This window comes from Aquimarina longa SW024, assembly GCF_001401755.1.
In the GTDB taxonomy this organism is placed as follows: Bacteria; Bacteroidota; Bacteroidia; order Flavobacteriales; family Flavobacteriaceae; genus Aquimarina; species Aquimarina longa.
Map to the genome: position 1 here is coordinate 190,145 of NZ_KQ474104.1, position 22,938 is coordinate 213,082.

At 30.6% G+C, this 22,938-nt stretch carries 22 protein-coding genes and 3 tRNA genes; 14 read left to right on the plus strand and 11 right to left on the minus strand.

From position 1 onward, the window contains the following. Positions 1-90: 90 nt before the first annotated feature. The 8 genes from N456_RS19800 to tgt form a co-directional block, all read right to left on the minus strand. Positions 91-408 (minus strand): hypothetical protein, encoded by a 318-nt coding sequence (locus tag N456_RS19800; protein WP_062061023.1) that lies wholly within the window; start codon positions 406-408, stop codon positions 91-93. A gap of 530 nt (positions 409-938) precedes the next feature. Next, entirely contained in the window at positions 939-1,736 is a 798-nt protein-coding gene (locus N456_RS19805; RefSeq protein WP_062061026.1) for a DUF6503 family protein, read from the minus strand. Positions 1,737-2,407: 671 nt separating this feature from the next. After that, positions 2,408-3,679 carry an asparagine synthetase B gene (locus N456_RS19810; RefSeq protein ID WP_205410291.1) on the minus strand — a complete coding sequence of 424 codons (1,272 nt, stop codon included), beginning with the start codon at positions 3,677-3,679 and terminating at the stop codon, positions 2,408-2,410. Between the two features lie 28 nt (positions 3,680-3,707). Further along, complete coding sequence (dnaB, locus tag N456_RS19815; protein ID WP_062061029.1) at positions 3,708-5,252, minus strand: replicative DNA helicase; 1,545 nt, start codon at positions 5,250-5,252, stop codon at positions 3,708-3,710. 169 nt (positions 5,253-5,421) lie between these two features. After that, positions 5,422-6,375, minus strand: coding sequence for an acetyl-CoA carboxylase carboxyltransferase subunit alpha (locus tag N456_RS19820; protein WP_062061032.1), 954 nt, complete (start codon positions 6,373-6,375; stop codon positions 5,422-5,424). 50 nt (positions 6,376-6,425) lie between these two features. Then, positions 6,426-7,358 carry a DMT family transporter gene (locus tag N456_RS19825; RefSeq protein WP_062061034.1) on the minus strand — a complete coding sequence of 311 codons (933 nt, stop codon included), beginning with the start codon at positions 7,356-7,358 and terminating at the stop codon, positions 6,426-6,428. After that, positions 7,345-8,415, minus strand: a complete 1,071-nt coding sequence (locus N456_RS19830) for an LptF/LptG family permease (RefSeq protein WP_062061037.1) — start codon at positions 8,413-8,415, stop codon at positions 7,345-7,347. Before N456_RS19830 ends, N456_RS19825 begins: the two co-directional genes overlap by 14 nt. A gap of 83 nt (positions 8,416-8,498) precedes the next feature. Then, entirely contained in the window at positions 8,499-9,629 is a 1,131-nt protein-coding gene (gene tgt, locus N456_RS19835) for a tRNA guanosine(34) transglycosylase Tgt (protein WP_062061040.1), read from the minus strand. Positions 9,630-10,133: 504 nt separating this feature from the next. Between tgt and N456_RS19840 the strand changes: the two genes are divergently transcribed. Beyond that, positions 10,134-10,979, plus strand: a complete 846-nt coding sequence (locus tag N456_RS19840) for a transketolase (protein ID WP_062061162.1) — start codon at positions 10,134-10,136, stop codon at positions 10,977-10,979. Positions 10,980-10,999: 20 nt separating this feature from the next. Continuing rightward, complete coding sequence (locus N456_RS19845) at positions 11,000-11,956, plus strand: transketolase family protein (protein ID WP_062061042.1); 957 nt, start codon at positions 11,000-11,002, stop codon at positions 11,954-11,956. A gap of 107 nt (positions 11,957-12,063) precedes the next feature. Here N456_RS19845 and N456_RS19850 read toward each other — a convergent pair whose 3' ends face one another. Next, the gene (locus N456_RS19850; RefSeq protein WP_062061045.1) at positions 12,064-13,035 is read right to left on the minus strand and encodes an FKBP-type peptidyl-prolyl cis-trans isomerase; all 972 of its coding nucleotides are present in this window, start codon (positions 13,033-13,035) and stop codon (positions 12,064-12,066) included. 178 nt (positions 13,036-13,213) lie between these two features. On the opposite strand from N456_RS19850, the gene N456_RS19855 reads away from it, so the two are divergent. Genes N456_RS19855 through N456_RS19865 form a run of 3 tightly spaced genes read left to right on the plus strand, consistent with a single transcriptional unit; the run spans position 13,214 to position 14,745 of the window. Beyond that, entirely contained in the window at positions 13,214-13,618 is a 405-nt protein-coding gene (locus N456_RS19855) for an RNA-binding S4 domain-containing protein (RefSeq protein WP_062061048.1), read from the plus strand. Continuing rightward, complete coding sequence (locus N456_RS19860) at positions 13,615-14,199, plus strand: methyltransferase domain-containing protein (protein ID WP_062061051.1); 585 nt, start codon at positions 13,615-13,617, stop codon at positions 14,197-14,199. Before N456_RS19855 ends, N456_RS19860 begins: the two co-directional genes overlap by 4 nt. A 45-nt stretch (positions 14,200-14,244) precedes the next feature. Then, a complete protein-coding gene (locus tag N456_RS19865; protein ID WP_062061054.1) occupies positions 14,245-14,745 on the plus strand; it encodes a phosphoribosyltransferase family protein in 501 nt (166 codons plus the stop codon). Here N456_RS19865 and N456_RS19870 read toward each other — a convergent pair. Next, a complete protein-coding gene (locus tag N456_RS19870; RefSeq protein ID WP_062061057.1) occupies positions 14,737-15,258 on the minus strand; it encodes a shikimate kinase in 522 nt (173 codons plus the stop codon). The genes N456_RS19865 and N456_RS19870 overlap by 9 nt on opposite strands. A 132-nt stretch (positions 15,259-15,390) precedes the next feature. Between N456_RS19870 and N456_RS19875 the strand changes: the two genes are divergently transcribed. The 9 genes from N456_RS19875 to N456_RS19915 all read left to right on the plus strand — a co-directional run bounded on the left by N456_RS19875 (position 15,391) and on the right by N456_RS19915 (position 22,134). Then, positions 15,391-15,463 (plus strand) — tRNA-Lys (locus tag N456_RS19875). A gap of 73 nt (positions 15,464-15,536) precedes the next feature. Beyond that, a tRNA-Lys gene (locus N456_RS19880) sits at positions 15,537-15,609 on the plus strand. Between the two features lie 65 nt (positions 15,610-15,674). Continuing rightward, a tRNA-Leu gene (locus N456_RS19885) sits at positions 15,675-15,758 on the plus strand. 257 nt (positions 15,759-16,015) lie between these two features. After that, a complete protein-coding gene (locus N456_RS19890) occupies positions 16,016-17,458 on the plus strand; it encodes an SLC13 family permease (RefSeq protein WP_062061059.1) in 1,443 nt (480 codons plus the stop codon). A gap of 141 nt (positions 17,459-17,599) precedes the next feature. Next, positions 17,600-18,061, plus strand: a complete 462-nt coding sequence (locus tag N456_RS19895; protein WP_062061062.1) for a hypothetical protein — start codon at positions 17,600-17,602, stop codon at positions 18,059-18,061. Positions 18,062-18,390: 329 nt separating this feature from the next. Further along, entirely contained in the window at positions 18,391-19,290 is a 900-nt protein-coding gene (locus N456_RS19900) for a MerR family transcriptional regulator (RefSeq protein WP_062061065.1), read from the plus strand. Between the two features lie 9 nt (positions 19,291-19,299). Then, a complete protein-coding gene (locus N456_RS19905) occupies positions 19,300-20,799 on the plus strand; it encodes a phytoene desaturase family protein (RefSeq protein WP_062061068.1) in 1,500 nt (499 codons plus the stop codon). 18 nt (positions 20,800-20,817) lie between these two features. Continuing rightward, positions 20,818-21,657: a phytoene/squalene synthase family protein gene (locus N456_RS19910; protein WP_062061071.1), complete on the plus strand. Its 840-nt coding sequence runs from the start codon at positions 20,818-20,820 to the stop codon at positions 21,655-21,657. A gap of 27 nt (positions 21,658-21,684) precedes the next feature. Next, entirely contained in the window at positions 21,685-22,134 is a 450-nt protein-coding gene (locus tag N456_RS19915) for a sterol desaturase family protein (protein ID WP_062061073.1), read from the plus strand. Positions 22,135-22,193: 59 nt separating this feature from the next. On the opposite strand, the gene N456_RS19920 is transcribed toward N456_RS19915, so the two are convergent. Beyond that, positions 22,194-22,754 (minus strand): TlpA family protein disulfide reductase, encoded by a 561-nt coding sequence (locus N456_RS19920; RefSeq protein WP_062061076.1) that lies wholly within the window; start codon positions 22,752-22,754, stop codon positions 22,194-22,196. Positions 22,755-22,938 lie beyond the last annotated feature (184 nt).

Sequence of the window (22,938 nt, forward strand, 5' to 3'; positions counted from 1 at the left end):
AAGTCTATGGAAGATGTTTCAAAAATCGATATATCAAAAACTTTGACAGACTCAATTTGATAACTCTTAGTTTTTCAGAAACCCCTATTCTTAAACCCCCATTTTTTTCATGTGATAATTGCTTTTATATTTTAATGCTACTGTAACTCGAACGGTTTCATAAATTTCATCTCCCCCTTTGGATCTCCATACTGCTTTTACCCCTTCTTTTATCAACCATTTAAATGAAGGCGTATAGGTTGGTCTAGGCACAAGGTGCATAGCTTGTGAGGCTTCTAAAGCCTCTGCATACATTTCTGCAGCTAAATCACGTAAATCATCAGTAACATCATAGGCTTTTATGTTGTTCTTTGGATAAAAGAAATTAAAGATTTCGGCAACCATTTCGTCATTTTGAATCGAACTCATAGTGATATATTTAAATATTGATTAATTTTTACTTTACAAAATTGACTAATCTCACTCAAAAATAACACCCTGTTTTCAGTGAAATCATCTAATTTTATAACCAAAGTCCTTTACCTATTCTAATATATAGAAATCAGTCCTTAAACTTCTTTGTATCCTCTAAAAGTATTAATCCTTTTTATATTTTACACACTATTATAGCTTTATTTTTTTATATATCTAATTGAGTAAGAAAATATAAGGTTAAATAATTTTATCTACTTTAAAACTTAGTAATGTGTTAGGTTTTGATTAAAATCTAACACATTACTATAAATTATTATCATAATAACTCAACACCATATAAAAAATGCAACGTTAAATTATTCATAATTTTTAGTATTCTATACCAATAATCAACTCGAATCATTTTTCGAAACAGTAAAACTATATTCATCCTTCAAAAAGCTCTGGATGATATCGTTTTTATATAAATTGAATAAAAAAAGTCATCAATATAGATTGATGACTTTTATGAATTTAAAATATCTTTATATCGTTTTATCTTTTTCTAATACAGTTTTTTGAAATAATGAGGGAAGTGGTTTTTCTTTACTTACACTAGCATTTACAAAATTTCTTTCGCCTTTAATTTCTCCAACTACACCATCTTTATACTCTCTCCATTTTAGTGTTTTAGGAAATAATAGTCCATCTATATTCTCCCAATCAGCATATTCAATCAAACTTATTTTTTTACTCTCTTCTTTACTAAAAAAAGTAACCGTATAGGCAAGATATTTCATCTTACCTGATACTTTATCATAGTACAAAAAATAATTATCTTTTGGTGAATCTCCTACTCCATCATCATAGGACACTTTATAGCCTAAATATGAACTATTTTCTACTTTAAGATCTTCTACTTTTTCATACGAAATCCCATCATCTCCTAAAACAAAAGGCATTGCATAAAAATAAAACATAAGATTATGATAAAAACGAGGGTTGCCATTAAAATATGTAGAATCTTGTTCTAACCAAGCCTCTTCACCATCAAAACCTAAAATAAACTGATCTGTTTCTATACGTGCATGACGAGTTTTAAGATCTATAGTATGCTTTTCATTCCCTTCTGGTTTAACCATCTCAAAAATCAAAGTATTCATTTGATCAAAAGCTTTGATACCACCATGAGCATTAAAAACTGCTGCAATATCTTTAGGAAAATCATTAGATCGATCTAGTATCGTTTCTTCTTTAATCTGAGTTTTTTTTTCAGATGTTGTTTCTTGTTTACAGGATATTACAGTAGTAATTAAAAGTAATCCTATGAGTAGGTTTTTCATGATCAACATTCTTATAATGAGTTAATTTTACAAACTATAGTCGCATTATCTAAATAACCTTACAACAATAGTTTATCATTTTTTTAATTTCCTCTGATTCATAAACATGATCTATAATGCCATTGTTGAATAGAGTCATAATTAGAAGCGCTTCCTTTGGAAATAGGTATTAAATAATTAGTCATATCTGATTCCGAAATTATCCTTCACAGAAACCCTATTCTTCTATTTAGTTTCATATTCTGTCGTATACTCAATATATTTTTTAGTCTTATCTTGTAGTTATTATATTTCTTCAAGAACTGATTCTATTAACATAAATTGTACCGTATGGATAATCTTATTCCAAACTCGAAAAATAGCTGAATCTATCTTCATTTCGTTCTCCTTTAATGAAAACTAGTTTTTATTGAGCTATATATGATCTCTGGTATAGCAATAGGAATAAAATTTATTTTCATTTACCAACTTACTCAAATGAATTAAAAACAATATAATTCACAAACTTTTAGGATAACAGTATTCTAAAAATTGAGACAATATAATCATCTCTCTTTTTATCATTTTATTTTACTTCATTTGGCTATAAAGGAAAATAAAGTCACAAAAAGTAATATGTAAATTTGTTTCTATAAACCATTATTAAAGAAAGAGTAATAGATAAAAAGTAGTTAAGTTTTTTGTTTTTTCTTTTTTGCTGCTGGAAAAAGTACGTTATTCAGGATCAAACGATATCCAGGTGAGTTAGGATGTAACTCCAGTTCGGTTTTCGGATCTCCTACTCTATGGGTATAATCTTCAGGATCGTGCCCTCCATAAAATGTAAAAAAACCTTTTCCTTTAATTCCGTGTATATAACGTGCTTCTGAATTGGTTTTATTCTCACCAAGTATTAATACATTAGATTTAATCTCATTAGGATTATATGCTGTTGTTTGTCCCATAAATCCTTTTACTAAAGCAGTGTGATTTTGGCAAAGCATTGTTGGAATTGGGTCCCACTTCGCAGAAAAATCCATAAGTGTAAAATAATCTGTAGTCTTAGTAATTCTACGTTTTCTAGTCATATCTATAGAAGAAAACTCATAAACATTGGGACTCCGTTCTAAAGTGAAATTTTTAAAAGCAAAAGTTTTATTGTAATCTATTTTTGATTGATACCCTGGTTCACTAGGATCTCCATCAAACATTGGTTCACAAATATCTACTCCTTCTGCTGCCAATGCTATCTCAAAACTATCTGTAGCACTACACATGGCAAACATAAATCCACCTCCTACAACGTAATCTCGGATTTTTAAAGCTACTCCTAGTTTTTCTTGTGAAACCTTCTGATATCCTAGTGATTTTGCTAGTTTTTCTGCAGATGCTTTTTCTCTAATATACCAAGGTGTAGCTCTATAGGAGGCATAGAACTTACCATACTGCCCTGTAAAATCTTCATGATGTAAATGTAACCAATCATACAAAATAAGGTTATCTTCTAGTACTTCTTTATCATAAATAGTTTTATAAGGGATTTCTGCAAAGGTTAACACCATAGTAACTGCATCATCCCACGGTTGATTCCCTTTAGGAGAATATACTGCTATCTTTGGCGCTTTTTCTAAGACTACAGCTTCCATATTCTGTGATGGACTACTAATCTCTTCTAAAATCTCATTAGTTTCAGCATCGCTAAGCACTTCATAAGAAACTCCTCGAATAGTACATTCTTTCCTAATACCTTCTGTATCGGGTAAAAGAAAAGATCCTCCTCTATAATTTAATAACCATTTTACTTTAAGATCTTTACTTAACGTCCAGTATGTAATCCCATAAGCTTTTAAATGATTTTGCTGCCCCTCGGCATCCATAGGCACTAATACATAAGAAGCATAGGACTGTAATGTTCCTAAAAGGAATAATGCAATTATAATTGGTTTTACTACTTTCTTATACATTAAGAAAAATTGAAAAACTGGTTTTTTCTTAGAACGGTACTTCGTCATCATCATTAGAATCATTTATGCTACTCCCAAAAGCTTCATCGGCACTAGGAAGATGACTTGTATTAAGCGATTCTTCTTCATTACCATCATTCATTTTAGAATGATACTCAAAAGGAGTATTAAAATCATCTAAGTTATCAAATTTACCTAAGTGTCCAATGAATTTTAACCTAATATTCTCTAAACCACCATTACGGTGTTTTGCTACTATGAATTCTCCTTGTCCTTGGGTAGGAGATCTTTCTTCGTCATCCCACTCATCTATTTTATAATATTCAGGTCTAAAGATAAATGCAACTATATCTGCATCCTGCTCGATTGCTCCAGATTCACGCAGATCACTAAGTAATGGTCTTTTACTCCCTCCACGAGTTTCTACCGCACGAGATAACTGAGATAAAGCAATTACAGGAATATTCAATTCTTTTGCTAAGGCTTTTAGGTTACGAGAAATCGTAGAAATTTCTTGTTCACGGTTTCCATTTTTACCACTTCCTCCTGCAGTCATTAATTGAAGATAATCAATAACAATCATTCTAATACCATGCTGTGATGCAAGACGACGTGCTTTTGCTCGTAAATCAAAAATAGATAATGAAGGTGTATCATCAATAAATAGAGGTGCTTTCTCTAGATCTTTTACTTTTACATTAAGCTGTTCCCACTCATGTTTTTCTAGTTTACCTGTACGTAATTTTTCTGAAGAAAGTCCTGTTTCTGAAGAAATTAAACGTGTAATCAATTGAACCGAGGACATCTCTAAAGAGAAAAAGGCTACAGGAATATTACTCCCTACCGCCATATTTCTAGCCATTGATAGGGTTAAGGCTGTTTTACCCATACCAGGACGTGCTGCTACAATGATTAAATCACTAGGTTGCCATCCAGAAGTGAGTTTATCCAATTTATCAAAACCAGATGGAACTCCACTCATCCCTTCTTTGTTTGATATCTCCTGTATCTTTTTCTTTGCTTGTATAACCAAATTCTGGGCTGACTCTGTAGATCGTTTTATATTTCCTTGAGTAACCTCATAGAGTCTAGATTCTGCCATATCCAAAAGATCAAAAACATCTGCAGTTTCATCATAAGATTCTTCGATAATTTCATTCGAAATTTTAATCAAACTTCGCTGTATATATTTCTGAAGAATAATCCTTGCATGAAACTCTATATGTGCAGAAGACGCTATTTTTTGGGTTAATTGTACTAAATAATAATCCCCCCCAGCTAGTTCTAATTTCGAATCTTTTTTTAATTGAGTAGAAACCGTTAATAAGTCTATTGGTTCAGAGTTTTCGAAGAGTTTAAATATTGCTTCGAAGATATATTGATGTGCTTCTCTATAAAAGACATCAGGATTAAGTATGTCAATAATTTCATCGACTCCTTTCTTATCAATCATCATTGCTCCGAGAACAACTTCTTCTAAATCAACGGCTTGAGGAGGTATTTTTCCTTTCTCAAGCGAAATTACGTTCCCCCGACCATAATTTTTTTGTTGAGTTTTTTGTACTTTTTCCATGACTGCGAATGTAAAAAAATTGTAAAGAGATGTATCTAAATATAAAGATACGAATGTTCACTAGTCTTCAACAAATGAACTGTTAATAACTTAAATTTATTGTTAATAAGCATAAAAAAATCTGAAACCGTAAGCTTCAGATTCAGTTAGTAAGTGGTTTTTTTAGGGTTTAATCTTTATAGACCCCCATATTTGCATATTTATCCATTCGCTTTTCGATCAATTCTTCTGGTGATAAGTTTTTTAATTCCTCAAACGAAGCCAGAATTCTATCTCTTACTTCTTCAAAAGTAGCTTTTCTATCACTATGAGCGCCTCCTAATGGTTCTTTAACAATTTCATCGACTACCTTATGCTTCACACTGTCTTTTGCAGTAAGTTTTAATGCTTCTGCTGCTTGTTCTTTCTGCTCCCAGCTTCTCCATAAAATAGAAGAGCAGTTTTCTGGAGAAATTACAGAATACCATGCATTTTCTAACATTAATACTTTATCTCCCACTCCAATTCCTAGGGCTCCACCGCTAGCTCCTTCTCCTATTATGATAACTATAACAGGAACTTTAAGGCGTGTCATTTCTAGTATATTACGTGCAATTGCTTCTCCTTGCCCGCGTTCTTCAGCTTCTAATCCTGGATAAGCCCCTGGAGTATCTATAAAACTTACTACAGGAATATTGAATTTCTCTGCGCTTTTCATTAAACGAAGCGCTTTACGATATCCTTCGGGATTTGCCATTCCAAAATTACGATACTGTCTGGTCTTAGTATTATATCCTTTCTGTTGACCTACAAACATAAAGCTCTGGTTGCCTATTTTTCCTAATCCTCCAATCATTGCTTTATCGTCACGAACATTTCGATCTCCATGCAATTCTAAGAAAGATTCTCCACAAATCGCATCTATATAATCCAGAGTATATGGTCTCGATGGATGCCTTGATAGCTGAACACGCTGCCAAGGTGTAAGATTTTTGTATATTTCTTTTTTGGTTTCTTTTAGTTTTTTTTCAATTTGTTTGCAAGTGTCAGTAACATCTACTTCACTTTCTTCTCCTATAGCGCAAGCTTTTTCAAATTGCTCTTCAAGCTCCTTAATGGGAAGTTCAAAATCTAAATATTCCATATCAAGAATATATTTTAATTAACTAGGGTTAGCCGACAAATATAAAAACTTTACTTCGTAATGTTATGTAAAGTTTCTTCTCTTTTTGTTTTTTTAGCATTTTTAAATATTCCGTTCAGAATTACTGTGCTCAAAATGATGAGTGCACCATAGTAAAACTGAGAGGTCATTTTTTCTGCTTCTCCAAAAATTAAAAATGCTAACACTATCCCATACACTGGTTCTAAATTAGTTGTTAGCATTACTGTATAAGGGCTTAAATACTTCATTACTTGTACCGATCCTATAAAAGCATATGCTGTACAAACTGATGCTAATACTATAATAAATAACCAGTCCGATGTCGATAATTGAAAGAATGAGGTTGTAAAACCATCTGTTTCCGTTCCAAAGAAAGTTACTGCCAGTAAATAAACAGTTACAACTCCTACTCCGCTCAAAAGTTCATAAAAAGAAATCATCGATGGATTGTATTCTGTTGCCATTTTTCCATTAATTAAAGAAAAAACAGATGATAAAAATGCTGAAGATAGCGCGTATAGAATACCCATGAGATAATCTCCTTCTACTTTAAATATGATATATAATCCCAAAATAACAATACCTCCAAAAACAACTTCATACCATATCATCTTCCTCTTATAAAAAATTGGTTCTAAAATCGAAGTAAAAAAGGCTCCTGTAGATAACATCGCTAATGTTATTGATATATTAGAGACTTTTATTGCTGCAAAAAATGTAATCCAATGTAGTGCAATAATAACTCCTGCTAGAAAAAGTGTAAAAAATAATCTTCTAGAAACTCTTAATTTTATATTCTTGAAATATATATAACTATAGATAAACCCTGAAGCTAATAGCATTCTATACCAGACTAACGGTAATGCTTCGATAGAGATTAGTTCTCCTAAAATTGCTGTAAACCCCCATACAAATACTATAAAGTGTAAGTGTAAATAGTTTTTAAATTTAACGTTTGGCATTATATAAAAGATAAATAGCTAAAATCCCAAAAGATATATTAGGAAACCATACTGCAACTATAGGAGGGAAATCTGATTGATTAGCTAATGTCCCTAATACTTTATCAAAAAAGATAAAAACAAATGCTAATGAAATCCCTACGGCGAGATTAACTCCCATACCTCCTCTTCTTTTCATAGAAGAAACAGCAACTCCTATTACAGTAAGAATAAATGCAGAAACAGGTATACTCCATCGTTTATATGCTACTACTTTATATCTGTTGATATCAGAGGATCCTCTTTTACTTTCTTTTTCTATAAATTTACTCAACTCTACATAATTGAGTGTTTCTGCAACATAAGTAACAGGAGTAAATTCATCTATATTAAAAGGTAATACGGTGTCTTTTGTTGTTGCTTTTTCTATAATATCTTTGTCATCTAATATTGTACGTTTTACATAGTTTTTTAACTCATAAATACTATCCTTAAATATAATTTCTCTGGCAGATATTTTTGTTTTTAATTTATTACCATTAAAATATTCTAATGTAAAATATGTTGCTGATTTTTCTAAAGGTCTAAAATTATTTGCATATAAATACATACTATCATTAAGCTGTCGGTATACATTTTTAGTCTCCTGTATTTTTTTACCTTTCTTAAGATAAGAATATTTAAATTCATTAAACCCTTGGCTTGCTTTTGGAGCTAAAAACAACCCCATAGCTAATGCTGATAGACAAATAATAATCGCACCGATCATATATGGTCTAAGAAATCTCCAAAAAGAAACTCCAGAGCTTAAAAAAGCAATAATTTCTGTTTTATTTGCTAGTTTAGAAGTAAACCAAATTACTGATAAAAACACAAAAAGAGGAAATAATAAATTAGCAAAATAAATAGTAAAATTTAAATAGTATCCTGCCACTATATCTATAGGCACTTGATGCTCTAGCATATTATCTATCTTTTCTGAAAGATCTACTATTATTCCTATAGGAATAAATAATAAAATCATCATAAAAAATGTTCCTAGATATCTTTTTAGTATATACCAGTCTAATATTTTCATAAAAATCACTCTAAATTCAAAATCCTATCTTTAGTTATCAATTGATCAAAGATCACTCCATAGGATTTAAATAATCTTAGTTTTTACAATCTTTTATCCATTTGTTTAACCATCATATTTTTCCAAGAGGTAAAATCCCCTGCTAATATATGCTTTCTCGCTTCTCTAACCAACCATAAGTAAAAACCTAAATTATGTATGGTTGCTATTTGTTTACCTAATAATTCATTTACTGAAAAAAGATGTTTCAAATATGCTTTTGAATACTCCGTATCAACAAAGGTGATTCCCATTTCGTCAATTGGAGAAAAATCATCTGCCCATTTTTTATTTTTCATATTAATAGTTCCATGTGCAGTAAATAACATACCATTACGAGCATTTCGTGTTGGCATTACACAATCAAACATATCTACTCCTAACGCTATATTTTCTAAAATATTAATCGGTGTTCCTACCCCCATTAAATATCTTGGTTTATCTTCTGGCAAAATAGTTGTCACTACTTCTGTCATAGCATACATTTCTTCTGCTGGTTCTCCTACAGATAGCCCTCCTATTGCATTCCCTACTGCTCCTGCATTTGCAATATACTCTGCTGACTGTTTTCTAAGATCTTTATAAGTACTTCCTTGTACTATTGGAAAAAAAGCTTGATCATACCCATACTTAACCGGAATTTTATTTAGATGTTGCATGCATCGATCTAACCACCTATGTGTCATATGCATGCTTCTCTTGGCATAATTATAGTCACAAGGGTATGGTGTACATTCATCAAATGCCATTATAATATCCGCTCCAATTGTACGTTGGATTTCCATTACATTTTCTGGAGTAAATACATGATAAGAACCATCTATATGAGATTTAAACTTCACTCCTTCTTCCTTAATTTTACGATTAGCAGATAGAGAATACACCTGATACCCACCGCTATCGGTAAGGATATTACGATCCCAGTTCATAAACTTATGTAAACCTCCTGCTTTTTCTAGAATAGGAGTCTGAGGTCTCAAATATAAATGATATGTATTTCCTAATATAATATCTGGATTGATATCTTCTTTCAGCTCCCTCTGATGCACCCCTTTTACAGTAGCTACTGTACCTACTGGCATAAAAATCGGTGTTTCTATAACACCATGATCTGTAGTTATTTTTCCTGCCCGAGCACTACTTTCCGGGTCTTTAGACAAAAGGTCAAATTGCATAATTATTGTTTGATCAAGCGCAAAGATAACTAACAAATTTAAGTTGTGGGACTATAGTCTTTTTTTTGTGTTATAACTCCCTACATCAATAATTAGATAAAATCTCTTTTAAGCTTTGATGTATTACAAATTATATTAAAATGTTACATATTAAAAGTGACAGTAAAAACAGTTGATTTTCTTCATGGATTACTCGTATTGAAAAAAAAAGAAGTATCAATTCTATTATGATAAAAATCAAGAAAGAGTTTGTATATATCTAAAAAAGCATGTTTTTAAAGACATAAACACCTATTGATCAGTTGTTTAAATAAATTTTTGCATTATTCTTAATTATCCCCCTTATTTTTCTTTACTCTATCAATATCATTATCAATAAATTAAAAAAAAATAAACTTTCTGTTATTAACCTCTGGATTTTAATTAAAAGCCTCTTTTACATTTTGCTACCGTATGCAAAACCTGTATTTTTGGATTTTTAAATCTAAGATAACAAATACTGTAATGCCAAAAACAAAGCAATTAGAAGATTTTGTAACACAAGTTCGTAGAGATATCCTACGTCAGGTACATAAAGTAAATTCAGGGCACCCCGGAGGTTCTCTAGGATGCGCCGAATTTTTTGTCGCGTTATACCAAGAAATTCTAGAAAGAAAAGATGGTTTCGATATGGATGGTATTGATGAAGATCTTTTTTTCTTATCTAACGGTCATATCTCTCCAGTTTACTATAGTGTGTTGGCTCGTAGTGGATATTTTCCGGTAGAAGAATTAAACACATTTAGACTTATTAACAGCAGATTACAAGGTCACCCTACTACTCACGAGGGACTTCCTGGTATTCGTATTGCTTCTGGATCTTTAGGTCAAGGAATGTCTGTTGCTCTAGGTGCTGCACAAGCAAAAAAACTTAACAAAGATCCACATCTGGTATACAGTCTACATGGTGATGGAGAACTTCAAGAAGGTCAAAATTGGGAAGCTATAATGTATGCTTCTGCAAAAAAGGTAGATAATATTATCGCTACTATAGATCTTAATGGTAAGCAAATAGATGGTGCTACAGATGATGTTCTTGCCATGGGTAGTTTAAAAGCTAAGTTTGAAGCTTTTGGATGGGATGTTATGGAAATTGAAGAAGGTAATAACATTACTGCTGTAATAGAAGGATTAAAAGAGGCAAAAAGCAGAACAGGAAAAGGAAAACCTGTTTGTATATTAATGCACACCGTAATGGGTAATGGTATTGATTTTATGATGCATACTCATGCTTGGCATGGAAAAGCTCCTAATGATGAACAATTAGCAATAGGACTAGAACAAAATCCTGAAACCTTAGGTGATTATTAATATACCAAATTAAAAAGAAAATGAAAAAATATATAGATACAGGAAAAAAAGATACTCGTTCAGGTTTTGGTGCAGGTCTAGAAGAATTAGGTAAAACCAATGAGAATGTTGTAGCATTATGTGCTGATTTAATTGGTTCTTTAAAAATGGATGCTTTTATAGCTAATCACCCTGAGCGTTTTTTCCAAATAGGTATTGCAGAAGCTAATATGATGGGAATTGCAGCTGGATTAACTATCGGAGGTAAAATACCTTTTACAGGAACATTTGCAAACTTCTCTACAGGACGTGTTTATGACCAAATCAGACAGTCTATTGCTTATAGTGATAAAAATGTAAAAATCTGTGCTTCACATGCAGGACTAACATTAGGAGAAGACGGTGCTACGCATCAAATTCTTGAAGATATAGGTCTTATGAAAATGTTACCAGGAATGACTGTAATCAATACTTGTGATTATAACCAAACTAAAGCAGCTACGATTGCTATCGCAGAACATGAGGGACCTGTATACCTGCGCTTCGGTAGACCAAAAGTAGCTAATTTTACTGCAGAAGATCAAAAGTTCGAAATAGGAAAAGCTGTTCTTTTACAAGAAGGTACTGATATAACTATCGTTGCTACTGGTCATTTGGTATGGGAAGCTTTACAGGCTGCAAAAGCGCTACAAGAACAAGGAATCAGCGCTGAAGTTATCAATATACATACTATAAAACCACTAGATGATGAGGCTATTATAGCTTCTGTAAAGAAAACACGATGTATTGTTACTGCAGAGGAACATAATTTCTTAGGTGGTCTAGGAGAAAGTGTTTCTAGAGTTTTAGCTCAACATTATCCTGTTCCTCAAGAATTTATTGCAACAAAGGATACTTTTGGAGAAAGTGGAACTCCAGATCAACTTATGGAAAAGTACGGTTTAAATGCCGAATCTATTACTAAAGCTGCACAAAATGTAATTAAGAGAAAACAATAAACCTCTCATACATAATAACAACAAAGCCTTCTAAATTAATTTAGAAGGCTTTTATTTTTATTTTTCTACAAGTTAATATCTAGTTAGTTAGTCATAAAGTAATATAACTATTCATTTTTTAAATCTCTATCATCAAAATCCAAATGATTCTTTATACCATCATTATCATCATCATAGAATGTAATTTCATCTAATGTAATCACTCCATCCCCATTAAGGTCTTTAACTGTTATTTCATCTTTAGTTAATGTACCATCCTTATCATCATCACTATCTGCATAATTTGGAGTTTTATCGCCATCCGTATCATCATCAAGATCAAAAACCACACCGTCTCCGTCTAAATCCTCTAAATAAGATGGTATCCCGTCACCGTCATGATCCGCTTGTTTTGCATTATACAATTGTATATTAAAAATCAAAGGAGAATATGCAGGAATATTAGGTTGATTAGTTGCATTAAAATATGCTAATCCCGAAGGCATAAACACTACCAACCTACCAAATCCAGTGTATGTAGTAGAACCATCATTATTAGGCATAGGATTAGGGTCAGTTGCCCCTTTAAAATCTACTACCGCTTCTCTAAATCCATCTACAACAGATGCTAAATCAAACCAAACAGGAGTAATTGCACTATCAAATACTTTAGTACTTTTACTATACAGCAACTCTCCTTTATATGTAGTATAAGCAAAATCTGCAAACGTCGGCTGAGACTTTCCTTCTCCTTTATCTAAATTTAAAATATACAATATATATTCTACGTCATTTTTTGTTACTTTTTTTGTAGTTAAAAGGCTAGAATTAAAAATTGCTTCTTTACTACTATTATCACCTGCTATTGTATCGAATTTTACTATCTGATATTCTACAACAGCATCATTATTAACATCTACATCTTCTGGAGTATAAAAATGTGTTTTAAGGTAGTCTTGTAACAACTTATCATCTGCTATTTGTTGCTCTCCTCTATCTCTTGGAGGAGTAACTGTTGCACCTCCATCATCATCTTTTTTACAACTATATAAAGCCAATACAACTAACACAATAGCACAACTATATTTTATCACATTCATCTATTTACTTTTTTTTAAAGGCGCAAGATACGATTTTCTTGTACTTTTGTTTCATCTGTTTATAGTTTTTATAATGTAGTATAAATAGAATTATACAAATACGTACTGTAAACCTTATTCTTAATTTATTATTTTAGTTCATTTTATTATATAAATACAAACAAACTTAACATCCTTTATGCGAGTCGATAAATACTTATGGTGCATCCGATATTTTAAAACACGAAGCATTTCTACAAAAGCATGTAAAGATGGTAAAATCCGTGTTAATGGAGATCTTATCAAACCATCTAGGGAAATTTACCCTATGGATAAAATTACTGTTCGCAAAAATCAAATTAATTATGAACTTGTAGTACTTGACACACCTGATAATCGAATTGGAGCTAAGCTCGTCGATATATATCGTAAAGACACCACTCCAAAAGAAGCGTTGCAAAAATTAGATCTTTTAAAATATTCTAAAGAGTATTATCGCAAAAAAGGTACAGGAAGACCTACTAAAAAAGATCGAAGAGATATTGATGATTGGTTTACAGAAGATACAGAAAAAGATAACAATACGGAAGATAACGAAGAATGAAATTAGATAAAAAGTATTGGAAAAACCGATACCATGATAAACAAACAAGATGGGATATTGGCTTTGCTTCGCCTCCTCTAATTACTTATTTTGATCAATTAATAAATTATAACACTAAAATCCTTATACCTGGTTGTGGAAATGCCTATGAAGCAGAATATCTATTCAGAAAAGGGTTTAAAAATGTCTATATATTAGATCATGTAGAAGATGTATTACTAAACTTTAAAAAACGATGCCCTGAGTTTCCTTCTGATAATCTAATCTGTGATGACTTTTTTAAACATACCAATACATTTGACTTAATTATAGAACAGACTTTTTTCTGTGCTATACCTCCTGAACAAAGAGAAGAATATGTCCAAAAAATGGCAGCTCTTCTTTCTTCTAAAGGAAAAATAGTTGGTCTTTTATTTGATACTAAGTTTAATCATAAAGGACCTCCCTTTGGTGGTCGTAAAAAAGAATATGAGTTATTGTTTTCAAACTATTTTACTATAAAAACACTAGAAAACTGTTATAATTCTATAGATCCACGCATGGGTAACGAACTCTTTTTTATATTTGAAAAACAATATTAATTTACCTCTGTCGTCACAAAAAACACTTATTAATAAATTACACACATGCAAACTAATCATAATATAATCCTTACACACCAACAAATACAACATAAAATAAGACGTATTGCGTATCAGATTTATGAGACTAACATTAATGAAAGAGAGATTATAATTGCAGGAATTGCTGAAAACGGATATATATTCGCTCAGCGATTAAAAACTATTTTAGAAGGGATTTCTGATTTACAAGTAATTTTATGTGAGGTAACTATGAATAAGAAATCTCCACATAATACTGTAAAAACCTCTATAACACCAGATAAATACAAAAATAAACCTATAATTCTTGCAGACGATGTACTCAATTCAGGAACTGCTCTTATCTATGGTGTAAAGCATTTTCTTGATGTTCCATTAACCAGATTTAAAACAGCCGTTTTAGTCAATCGAAATCATAAAAAATATCCTATTAAAGCTGATTTTAAAGGGATTTCTCTATCTACTTCCTTACATGAGCATATTGTTGTAAAATTCGGAGAGGAGGATATTGCTATTTTAAAATAGCGCAACCTTACACTCTTCTACTATTTGTGCTACATTTTTCTGATCTGTGGTCACCTTATAATCTGCCTGATTGTAATAAAAAGAACGTTCAAAAAGGTGTTTCCTAATAAAATCTTTAAGCTGATCTAATGTCTCTAGATGTGCTATTAATGGTCGTTTATCACGTTCTGTAAACAATCTTTTTGTTAGCTCTTCTAATGAGGTTTGTAAATATACACTTTTTACAGTTTCTTTATTTGTTATGATTTCTATATTTCCAGCAAAACAAGGCGTACCTCCTCCAAGAGAAATAATCGTATTTTGATGACTTTCTAAAACCTCTTTTAGGTATAAAGATTCCTTTTTCCTAAAATATATCTCTCCTTGGTCTTTAAAAATCTTAGAAATAGATTTTTTTTCTTGATTTTCTATATAATCATCTAAATCTAGATAGTTCAACTTTAAACTACTCGATAAACCACTACCTAACAGAGATTTACCACTCCCCATATATCCTATTAATACTATATTCATGTTGTCTAAATTAAGTAGATTTTGATAAAAAAACGCGTCATTTAAAATAAATTATAAAAATATATCAATTTCTTCTTGAAAAATAAATTAATGATAGTATATTTGCACCCGCATTCAAGGAAAAGAATGTATGACCTGGTAGCTCAGTTGGTAGAGCATCTCCCTTTTAAGGAGAGGGTCCTGGGTTCGAGCCCCAGCCCGGTCACTAAAAAAAATATGATTTATATTTTAAGTCTTATTTTTGGCTCATATAAATATTTGATAATAGAATTATCTATGACCTGGTAGCTCAGTTGGTAGAGCATCTCCCTTTTAAGGAGAGGGTCCTGGGTTCGAGCCCCAGCCCGGTCACTAAAAAGTATCGTAAATTATTACGATACTTTTTTAGTTTTATGTTATATTGTAATATCGTTACCGCCCAGGTGCTGAAACTGGTAGACAGGCATGGTTGAGGGCCATGTGTCCATTAGGGCGTGCGGGTTCGAATCCCGCTCTGGGCACTTTTTATAATAACTATATAGTAGTAAATTTTATACATTAAAGTATTATTAATTTCTAAACTATTTTATCTCCTTTATAATTATCTATTTTCTTACTCAAAGTTCTAGAGCATACACGATATTTCAGATAATTTTTTACATTAAGATTTTTTTTGTTTCTTTCTCTATAATAAAGAAAAAATCTTTATTTTATTTCTCTTAAAATAACTCAAAAGGTTTGCATAATTCTTTATTAACCAAAAAAATCTAAACAGCTAATGAACAGCTTTTCATTATCACAAAAAATTGGACTTCTTTTAGGTCCGTTACTATTTATAATATTCATCAATTTCCCTGTCGAGTTAGTATCAAAAGAAGCTGATAAAGTAGTTGCTATTGCACTATGGATGATTATTTGGTGGATAACAGAGGCTGTTTCTATTTCTGTAACAGCATTATTACCACTTGTTATATTTCCTTTAACAGGGATTATGGATATTAAAGAGGTATCTGCGAGTTATGGCAGCCCGATCATATTTCTTTTTTTTGGTGGTTTTATCATGGCATTAGCTTTAGAAAAAGTGAATTTACATAAACGGATTGCTCTAAATATTATTAAACTAACTGGTACAAGTCCTAACAAAATTATTCTCGGTTTTATGATATCAACAGCTTTTCTCAGTATGTGGATTAGTAATACCGCAAGTACTTTGGTTATGTTACCTATTGGTTTATCCGTGATACATTTATTGATAAATGACGAAGATGGGTTTACCAAAAAAGATAGGAATTTTGCATTAAGTATTATGCTAGGGATTGCTTTTTCTGCAAATGTAGGAGGTATTGCTACAATCATTGGCACTCCTCCTAATTCTGTTTTAATAGGTTTATTAGAACGTGAATATCAAATAGAAATTTCATTTTTAAAATGGATGTCAGTAGGATTACCATTCTCTATTATAATGATCGCCGTCATCTACATCATTATGGTAAAAGTAATTTACCCTAATCATTTACAATCTTTTAATGCATCAGAAAATGTAATTCAAAAAGAAATTGATTTATTAGGTTCTTTAAGAACTTCTGAAAGAAAAGTTATTGTCGTTTTTATTCTAGCTATTTTCTTTTGGATTTTTAGAACTCATATTAATAGCATATTTTCGAACTTTAGAATAACAGATACAGAAATTAGTATTTGGACAGCCATTATTCTATTTATAATTCCTGATAATTTTAAAAAAGGAACCTTCGTTTTAAAATGGGATGATACTTCTAAAATTGCATGGGGTATTTTAATTCTTTTTGGAGGTGGCTTAGCACTAGCTTCTGGTTTATCCAAAACTGGTTTAGTTGATCTTATTGCCACCAGTATAGCTTCGTATGAAAACATTAGTATTCTTGCAATTGTTTCATTACTTATTCTTCTTATGCTTTTTATGACAGAATTAATGAGTAATGTTGCTTTAGTAGCAGTTTTAGCACCTGTAGTAGCTGGGATTGCCATGGGGCTAAAAATCCCTATACTATATGCTCTCATTCCTGTAACGATGGCTTCGAGTTGTGCTTTTATGCTACCAATGGCTACTCCGCCTAATGCTATTGTTTTTTCTAGTGGTTATGTAAAAGTAAAAGATATGGTAAAAGCTGGTGTGTTTTTAAACCTTATTGCTGTAGGGTTATTAATCATATTATTCAATTATTTTATTCCTTTAGTTTTTTAGTTTTTATTCTTTTTAAAATTTTATTCAAAATTAACTCAGCATACAAATATTTAACCTGTAATATCTACAACTATTTTTAGCATTACTCATATTTATCTTCTATTTTTGAATTTCATATTTCTTTATATTATGATTAACTTTATGCAAAAACAACTTATAACCTTGTTTTGTACTTTAGTACTTCTTTCTTGTAGCAAACAAAAAAACACCCCTAAGACAACTCCTATTCTTAAAAATACTAATCCACTAGAAGGAGCTTGGAAAATGGTTTATGGAGAGATTAAAGAAGGGGATTCTATCCAGATTAAAGATATGACTTCATCAGATTTTATAAAGATTATAGGTAAGGATCATTTTGCATTTTTTAATCAAGATCAAGTTAATAATGATAATTTTTATGGAGGAGGGGGTATTTATACGTTAGATGGAGATACCTACACAGAGACATTACAATATTCTGCCGTAGAAGCTATTCGTAATCATGAGTTTCCATTTACAATACAAATAAAAGGAGATACCCTTATCCAATATGGGTTAGAAGAGATAAAAAAAGCAAACATCAAACGCCATATCGTAGAAAAATATGTTAAACTAAAGAAATAGAACTCAATGATTACTATGTTTTAGCATATATTGCTATAGAATATTCTTTCTGTTTAAATAAGGCGATATACATATAAATCTCTTATACTCTCTTGTTACTTTTTATTATACGTTCGTATACTATCCTTTTTTTTTAATTATTCTTAAGTTAAAAACTTTATAAAAAATCATCAGATTAATTAAGCATAAGAAAATTGTTTTTCAACATCATAGCAAACAAATTCTTTAAAAAATATATATTTTTAACAATAAATATCATTATTTTAACATTTACAGAAAAGGTATTCATTTTCTTTTACTTAGTTTTGTTTAACAATTTATCTAAAAAGGTGAACAATATTAAACAAACATTTAGTATAAAAGATTTAGAAAATCTTTGTGGTGTAAAAGCGCACACGATTAGGATATGGGAAAAAAGGTATGAATTGCTTTCTCCTGACCGCACAGAAACGAATATTAGGACTTATAATCTAAAAAGCCTCCAAAAATTACTTAATGTTACATATTTGGTAAATAGCGGTTATAAGATCTCTAGAATTTCTAAATTAGACCCATATGAAATCAATGAGTATGTAAGAAGTATTGTATCTGATAGTAGTACTAAAAGTCAATCTATCAATTCTTTTAAAATTGCAATGCTTAATTATGACTTAGAATTATTTCTAAAAACCTATGAGCAATTAGAAAAAAGAAGGAATTTTAGAGAAATATTTATTGATGTTTTTATCCCATTATTACAGGAAATAGGGTTGTTATGGCAAACAGATACTATTAATCCATCACACGAACATTTTATCTCTAATTTGATTAAGCAGAAAGTATTGCTTAACATTGAAAAGCTTCAATATTCTAAACCTACTAAAAAAGAAAAAGCATTCATTTTATTTCTTCCAGAAAATGAAATACACGAATTAGGGTTATTGTATATCAATTATGAAATACTATTACATGGTTATAAGGCTATTTATCTAGGATCTAGTATTCCATTAGATAGTTTATCTGACACCCTTTCGTTTCATGATAAAACTATATTTGTTTCTTATTTCACAATCAGGCCGGAGACAGCCAATATCAAGAAATATCTACAAGAGTTTGACACTATTGTATGTAAAGATAGGGTTAGTGAGTTTTGGATTCTTGGTAAACAAATTATAAATATATCTAACAATAATCTACATCCAAATCACCGTTATTTTAAATCAATTAACTCACTGATTTCAGAACTTTAACATATACTTATGTCAAAAAAAATAGCAATTATTGGGTCTGGGTTTTCATCACTCTCTGCATCATGCTACTTAGCTAAACTGGGATATGATGTTACTATTTTTGAAAAAAACACTACTGTTGGTGGCAGAGCTAGACAATTAGAAAAAGAAGGATTTACGTTTGATATAGGTCCATCTTGGTACTGGATGCCCGACGTATTCGAAAGTTTTTTTAATGATTTCAACAAGTCAGCATCCGATTATTATATTTTAGATAAATTAAATCCTGCATATAAAGTTTTCTTTAAAAATAATGAAAGTATTACTATAGAAGACTCTTTAGATAAAATATTTATAGCTTTTGAAAAAGAAGAAAAAGGAAGCGCTACTAAATTAAAAGAATTTATAAGAGTAGCACAAAATAATTATGATATTGCTATCAAGAATTTAGTATATCGACCTGGTGTATCCCCTTTAGAATTAGTAACCAAAGAGACTATTCTAAGAATAGGTCAGTTTTTTAGTACGATTTCTAAAGAAGTACGGAAAGAATTTAAAAATGAAAAACTTATCAAAATACTAGAGTTTCCTGTACTTTTTCTAGGAGCAAAACCTAGTGATACCCCTGCTTTTTATAGCTTTATGAATTATGCTGATTTTGGATTAGGCACTTGGCATCCTAGAGGAGGAATGTATCAGGTGATACTTAGCATAGAGAAATTAGCTAAATCATTAGGAGTAAAAATTCATACTAGTGCTACTGTCGAAAAAATACTGATTGAGAATAATTGTGCAAAAGGAATTATAGTAAATTCTAAAAAAACAGATACTGATATCGTATTATGTGGAGCAGATTATCACCATGGAGAGACGTTATTAGATCCTCTGTATCGACAATATTCTGAGACATATTGGAAGCACAAAACTTTTGCCCCCTCTTCATTATTATTTTATGTAGGTTTTGATAAAAAATTAAAAAATGTCAATCACCATAATTTATTTTTTGACACAGATTTTGATCAGCATGCAAGAGATATTTACGACTCTCCTAAGTGGCCTGAAAACCCATTGTTTTATGCCAATTTCACTTCTTTAACCGATTCTAATTCTGCTCCTGAGGGTAAAGAAAATGGATTTTTCTTAATACCACTAGCTCCAGGAATAGAAGATACTCTTCAGTTAAGAGAGTTTTATTTTGAAAAAATCATAACTCGCTTTGAAGCGATTACAAATCAAAGCATTAAAGATAGTATTTTATTTAAAGAATCATTTTGTATCAACGATTTTATAAAAGAGTATAATTCTTATAAAGGTAATGCATATGGTATGGCAAATACTCTTTTACAAACTGCTTTTTTACGACCTAAACTGAAAAGTAAAAAAATAAAAGATTTGTTTTTTACAGGGCAACTTACTGTACCAGGACCTGGTGTACCACCTTCCTTGATTTCGGGAAAATTAGTTGCTGGACTCATCGAAAATCAATACCAGATATCTAAAAAATCTAAACTACAACATAACACAAATTAAATCATAAATTCTGTCTCTATGAAATCTATTTTTGATACCGTATCCTATAGCTGTAGTAAGATTGTTACGAATTCATATAGTACATCTTTTTCACTGGCATCAAAAATGCTATCTGACTCTATACGACAAGATATTTATAATATTTATGGGTTTGTTAGGTTTGCAGATGAAATTGTAGATACATTTCATGAATATGATAAAGAAAAATTGTTCAATGATTTTGAACAAGAAATGTACAAAGCAATAGAGAGTAAAATTAGTCTAAATCCAATTCTAAACTCATTCCAAAAAACAGTTCATCAATATAATATTAATCCTGAGTTATATGAAGCTTTTATGAAAAGTATGAGATTGGATTTATCTAAAACTAAATATCTTACTGAGCAAGAGTACAAAGATTATATTTATGGATCAGCAGATGTAGTAGGGCTAATGTGCTTAAAAGTTTTTGTTAATGGCAATCAACAACAATATGATGCTCTAAAGCAAAGTGCTATGTATTTAGGTTCTGCGTTTCAAAAAGTTAATTTTTTGCGTGATCTAAAATCTGATTTTGAGAATCTAGACAGGTCTTATTTTCCTAACGCCGATTTAAACCAACTTGATGAGAGTACTAAACTTAGAATTATTAAAGAAATAGAAAATGATTTTGAAAAATCCCTAAAAGGTATTTTACAGCTTCCTGTAGAGGCTAAATTTGGCGTTTATACCGCTTTTGTATATTACCAAAAGTTATTAAAAAAACTAAAAAAAACTCCTTCTTTAGAAATAAAAAACACACGAATACGAGTATCTAATTATCAAAAATTTGGATTATTAGCTAAATCTTATTTTGAGTATCGATTAAACTTAATCTAACTCGTATTTTTGTATAAAATCTGGTATATGAAAATTTTCATTCAATTATTCGTATTTCTAACAACTTTCTGTATTATGGAATTTATGGCTTGGTTTTCTCATAAATATATCATGCATGGGTTTTTATGGTCATTACATAAAGATCATCATCATAAGGATCATAATAGCTGGTGGGAGCGTAATGATTTATTTTTTGTGTTTTATGCAATAATTAGTATGTCTTGTATCTTATTACATAATTCACAGACATTTTGGATAGGTATACCTATTGGTTTAGGTATTTTGGCATATGGGATTGCCTATTTTATAGTACATGATATTTTCATTCACCAACGCTTTAAATTATTCCGAAAAGCTAATAACTGGTATGCCAAAGGGGTAAGAAGAGCACATAAAATTCATCACAAAAATATCGGTAAAGAAAAAGGAGAATGCTTTGGTATGTTAGTTGTACCTTTTAAGTATTTTAAAAAATAAACTATTATAGCTTTTTTTAGTATCTAAATTCTATATCTAAGGTCAAACTAGGGGGGTACTTATTCTTCTAATAAAGCATCTATTGTTTCTCGTACTTTAGAACTATTCCAATCTGCAGCACCTACCTTATCTATAATAATATTCCCTTTTTTATCTAATATATATGTTGCTGGTATAGTTTTACTTATAAAAGGCTTTGGATGCTCTGATAATGATCTATATATAGGATAATCATAGCTCTTATTACTCATAAATTTATATAGCTCAGGATCATCATCTGTTGTTAAAAAAACAAATACAATCTTATTCTTATAATCATTATATAATTTTTGAAGAGAAGGCATTTCTGCAATACATGGAGGGCACCAAGTCGCCCAATAATTTACTAAAACAACCTTGTTTTTAGCTGTATTAAAATTAGTAGATTCTGTATTCACACCATGTAATTTCCAATCATAGGTCTCTATTTTCACCCTTTCTTCTACTGCTATCAGACTTGGGCTAAACGAAAAAATTCTGGTTAAAAATATTTGCATCATTCCTCTCGTATTAGGAATAAAAAACAATACTAATATGATTACAAAAATTACATTGGAGATATTTTTCTTGTTAAGTTTCATCTATTTATCCGTTTGTTATTTTAAAGCTATAGTTATCACCATCTACACTACATTTTTTATATAAAATAAGGGCTGATATAAAAAACATTTTTAAAAACACTATTTTTAGTCATTATCAAACATAACTCTAAAAACAATTTATTTGATAGTTTTGTCTTAAAACCTTAGTATACTTACAAAGTTA